This is a genomic window from Mesorhizobium sp. M7A.F.Ca.CA.004.12.1.1, from assembly GCF_003997835.1.
Lineage (GTDB): Bacteria > Pseudomonadota > Alphaproteobacteria > Rhizobiales > Rhizobiaceae > Mesorhizobium.
Genome location: NZ_RZRK01000608.1, coordinates 1 through 3731 on the forward strand (window position 1 = coordinate 1; position 3731 = coordinate 3731).

Annotated in this window: 5 protein-coding genes; 3 read left to right on the forward strand and 2 right to left on the reverse strand. The window is 60.9% G+C overall.

Annotated elements, in window-relative coordinates:
• The first annotated feature begins 399 nt into the window (after positions 1-399).
• Positions 400-1656, forward strand: coding sequence for a threonine ammonia-lyase IlvA (ilvA, locus tag EN984_RS26050; RefSeq protein ID WP_127384048.1), 1257 nt, complete (start codon positions 400-402; stop codon positions 1654-1656).
• Entirely contained in the window at positions 1653-2219 is a 567-nt protein-coding gene (locus tag EN984_RS26055) for a DUF1697 domain-containing protein (protein WP_127271772.1), read from the forward strand. The genes ilvA and EN984_RS26055 overlap by 4 nt, the downstream gene beginning before the upstream one ends.
• Before the next feature lie 5 nt (positions 2220-2224).
• On the opposite strand, the gene EN984_RS26060 is transcribed toward EN984_RS26055, so the two are convergent.
• Both EN984_RS26060 and gloA read right to left on the reverse strand, forming a co-directional pair.
• Complete coding sequence (locus EN984_RS26060) at positions 2225-2518, reverse strand: DUF2218 domain-containing protein (RefSeq protein WP_127271774.1); 294 nt, start codon at positions 2516-2518, stop codon at positions 2225-2227.
• Positions 2519-2663: 145 nt separating this feature from the next.
• Complete coding sequence (gene gloA, locus EN984_RS26065) at positions 2664-3104, reverse strand: lactoylglutathione lyase (protein WP_127271577.1); 441 nt, start codon at positions 3102-3104, stop codon at positions 2664-2666.
• A 217-nt stretch (positions 3105-3321) separates the two neighbouring features.
• On the opposite strand from gloA, the gene EN984_RS26070 reads away from it, so the two are divergent.
• Positions 3322-3731 (forward strand): cold shock domain-containing protein (locus tag EN984_RS26070; protein WP_164765654.1); only part of this gene is annotated, 410 nt, incomplete at its 3' end.

The following is a 3731-nucleotide window of genomic DNA, read 5'->3' on the forward strand; positions in this document are numbered from 1 at the left end:
ATCCTCACGATACCTCCCGGACAGGCAGAGTGCGGCAGAACTAAGTCATGTCCAGTCGAAATGTGATCGGCGCCCCGCTACGGCCATCGCAGTGTTGCGCGAAAGCCAAAATGGCGGCGTCGCCGCCGGCCTTCCAATTCCCGCAGAGATAGCGATTTTAAGCCGCCTGATGCCAGGGGCATGAGAATGTACCCACAAGTAACTGAAAATATTCCGCAAAATTTCCGCTCGGAACGACGCACATGATGGACGATGGCGCCACGTAGCCGGATATGCAATAGGCTGGCTCGCGCCGCACCTTGTCCCGGCGCTCAACAACCGAACGTGCGCGACCCGATCAATGATAGAGGTCCGCGGACAGCGTGCAACACAAGGTGGCTTTCCCAAGGGTGGTTTCCGATGAACAGTTTCTCTTCCCGCGTTGCTGCCGCTGCCGCCGCGATCCGCCAGATCTTCCCTGAAACGCCGCTGCAGGAAAACGATTATCTGTCGAAAAAGACCGGCGCGCGGGTGCTGTTGAAGCGCGAGGACCTGTCGCCGGTCCGCTCCTACAAGATCCGCGGCGCCTTCAATTTCTTCCGCAAGACACTGGCGGCCGGCAACGAGGCTGAACTGTTCGTCTGCGCGTCCGCCGGCAACCACGCGCAGGGTTTTGCTTTCGTCTGCCGCCATTTCGGCAGGCGAGGCGTCGTGTTCATGCCGGTGACGACGCCGCAGCAGAAGATCGACAAGACCAAGCTGTTCGGCGGCGATTTCATCGAGATCAGGCTGGTCGGCGATTTCTTCGACGACTGCTATCGCGCGGCCCTGGAATTCACCGACAGTTCCGGCGCCCATATGGTGCCGCCCTTTGATCACAAGGACATTATCGAGGGCCAGGCAACCGTCGCCTACGAGATCGCGGATCAGATGCCGGGCGCCCGCATGCCCGATATCGTCATGCTGCCGGTCGGCGGTGGCGGACTTGCCGCGGGCGTCACCCATTATTTCGCCGATCAGGGCAGGGAAGCACGCTTCGTCTTCTGCGAACCGGCAGGCGCGCCGAGCCTGCGCGAAAGCCTTGCGGCGGGAAAACGGCTCAAACTCGCCAAGGGCGACAATTTCGTCGATGGCGCCGCGGGGGCCGAGATCGGCCGCGAGCCGTTGCGTCGTCTCAAGGATTTTCCGGCCGACACAGTGCGGCTGATCCCGGAAAACCGGCTCTGCGCCACCATGATCGAAATGCTCAACGTCGAAGGCGTCGTGCTGGAGCCGGCCGGCGCGCTGGCGATCGATGCGCTCAAGGATTTCTCCAAGAAGGAGATCAGGGGCAAGACCATCGTTGCCGTGGTTTCGGGCGGCAATTTCGATTTCGAGCGGCTGCCGGACGTTAAGGAACGGGCGCTACGCTTCGAGGGGCTGAAGAAATACTTCATCATCCGCTTTCCGCAGCGGCCCGGCGCGCTGCGAGACTTCCTCGAACTGCTCGGGCCCGACGACGACATCGCCCGTTTCGAATATCTGAAGAAATCGGCGCGCAATTTCGGTTCGGTGCTGATCGGCATCGAAACCAAGGACCGCCGCAATTTCGATCTGCTCAAAGCGAAGTTCGAGGCCGAGGGCGTCCAGTATCAGGACATCACCGACAACGAGACATTGGCCGGGTTCATCATATGAGCGGCAAGGAGGCAGGAAAAATCTTCGTCGCGCTGTTTTCCGGCATCAATGTCGGCGGCAACCGCATCGTCAAAATGGCGGAGCTGCGGTCGTTCTTCGAGGATCTCGGCTTTTCCGATGTCGCCACCTATGTGCAGAGCGGCAATGCCGTGTTCCGGGCGAAGAAGGGCGACGCGGCCGCGCTGACGAAACAGATCGAAGCAGCCTTCGAGAAGAAATGGGGTTTTTATTCGCGCATCATGGTGCGCGATCTCTCATGGTTCGAGCGGCTGGTGAACGAAAACCCTTACCCGGAAGTTGCCGGGGACCATACCAAGCTGCATGCCTATGTGCTGGAGCGCGAGCCGACAGCGGACGAGGTGGCGCGACTGACCGAAAAGTGCACCGGCCCCGAACGCTTCGAGATCAAGGGCGATGTGCTCTACTTGCACGCGCCGGACGGGCTGGGCAAATCGGTGTTTGCCGGGCTGATCCCGCGCACGCTGAAAGTCCCGGGCACCGCACGCAACTGGCGCTCCGTGCAGGCGCTGCTGGAGATGGCTGCTCAGACCGGTGGGAAGTAGGCGGCCTATGCCGCCGGTGCTGGTTTCCAGTCGAAGGTCAGTTCTTCGCGGAAAGCAAAGCGCTTGATGTGATCGGCGACAACGCTTTCCAGGCGCTCGATCGATCCCGCTTCGTCGGTCGACACCGTGATATGCAGTGTCGCCGCATTGGCATCCATGACGGTACGGCCCATTGAGAGATCGATGGTGCCGTGGGTGGGATCGAACTCGACCGGGAATTTGTGCGCCCAGTGCTTGCACAGCTGCTGCAGGTAGCGGCTGGCATGTTCGGTGGCGACGTCGGCATGGCTGGTCGGCATGAATTCTCCTGGGCAAGCGCCTGTTGCATGGCTGGGCGCCGGCCCAAGCCTGGCGCCTCAGCCAGACAGATAGGCGCCGCCCCTGAAAAACCAAACGGTACCGGGCCGTCAGCCTGGCATTGTCCGCTCAAGACAGCGTGATCGGCTACCAGCTTCCGGTGTTCGCCATCGAAGCCCAGGGCTCCGCCTTGGCCTTGGCCGGGCCTTTCTGCAGAAGCTCGATCGAGATGCCGTCCGGCGACTTGACGAAAGCCATGTTGCCGTCGCGCGGCGGCCGGTTGATGATGACGCCATTGTCCATCAGATGCTGGCAGGTGGCGTAGATGTCGTCGACCTCATAAGCGAGGTGGCCGAAATTGCGTCCGCCCTTGTAGTCTTCCGGATCCCAATTGTAGGTCAGTTCGATCAGCGGTGCCTTGTCGGCGATGCCGCTTTGCTCGTCTTCGGAGGCCGCGAGGAAGATCAGCGTGAAGCGGCCTTGCTCGTTTTCGTAGCGGCGCACTTCCTTGAGGCCGAGCTTGTTGCAGTAGAAGTCGAGCGAGGCATCGACGTCGGTGACGCGGATCATGGTGTGCAGATAGCGCATGTGATTTCCTCGATAAATTGCGTTGCGGCGCAACATAGGGTCGGCCCTGTCAAAGGGCAATCGTGCGGCGGTGCGCAATGCCGGCAAAGAACAAATCCGGTATTGCCCAAATGAACCGTGAAAAAAGGCACGGCAGGTCTTGCACAGACCGGAAGCCGCAGTGTTAATCTGTTGGCAAGAATCAGTTGCGGTGTTCTTGAAAAAAGGGGGCATTCTTATGGGGGAAAAGGCCTCTTTGACGGGGCGGGACGGACCCCTCGGCGACGCCTTGCAGCGTGACGAAGGCGGCGATGCCGCGGACTTGCTCGAAATAGCCGGCGCCATCAAGTGGTTCGATGTGGCCAAGGGCTATGGTTTCATTTTGCCGGATGACGGCATTTCCGGCGATATCCTCCTCCATGTGACATGTCTTCGAAGGGATGGCTTTCAGACGGCCCTGGAGGGCGCACGCGTGGTCTGCCTCGTCAAACATGGCGACCGCGGATTGCAGGCCTTCCGGGTGCTCTCTATGGACGTCACCACCGCGGTCCACCCGGCCGAGATGCAGGAGCAGCGCACCCATGTCGCGGTGACGCCGGAGAGCGGTCTCGAACGCGCCCTGGTGAAATGGTTCAACCGCACCAAGGG

Coding starts and splice junctions, on each gene's coding strand:
- EN984_RS26060 (WP_127271774.1), bottom strand. CDS start 2,518: ATGCCGACCAGCCATGCCGACGTCGCCACCGAACATGCCAGCCGCTAC.
- gloA (WP_127271577.1), bottom strand. CDS start 3,104: ATGCGCTATCTGCACACCATGATCCGCGTCACCGACGTCGATGCCTCG.
- EN984_RS26055 (WP_127271772.1), top strand. CDS start 1,653: ATGAGCGGCAAGGAGGCAGGAAAAATCTTCGTCGCGCTGTTTTCCGGC.
- ilvA (WP_127384048.1), top strand. CDS start 400: ATGAACAGTTTCTCTTCCCGCGTTGCTGCCGCTGCCGCCGCGATCCGC.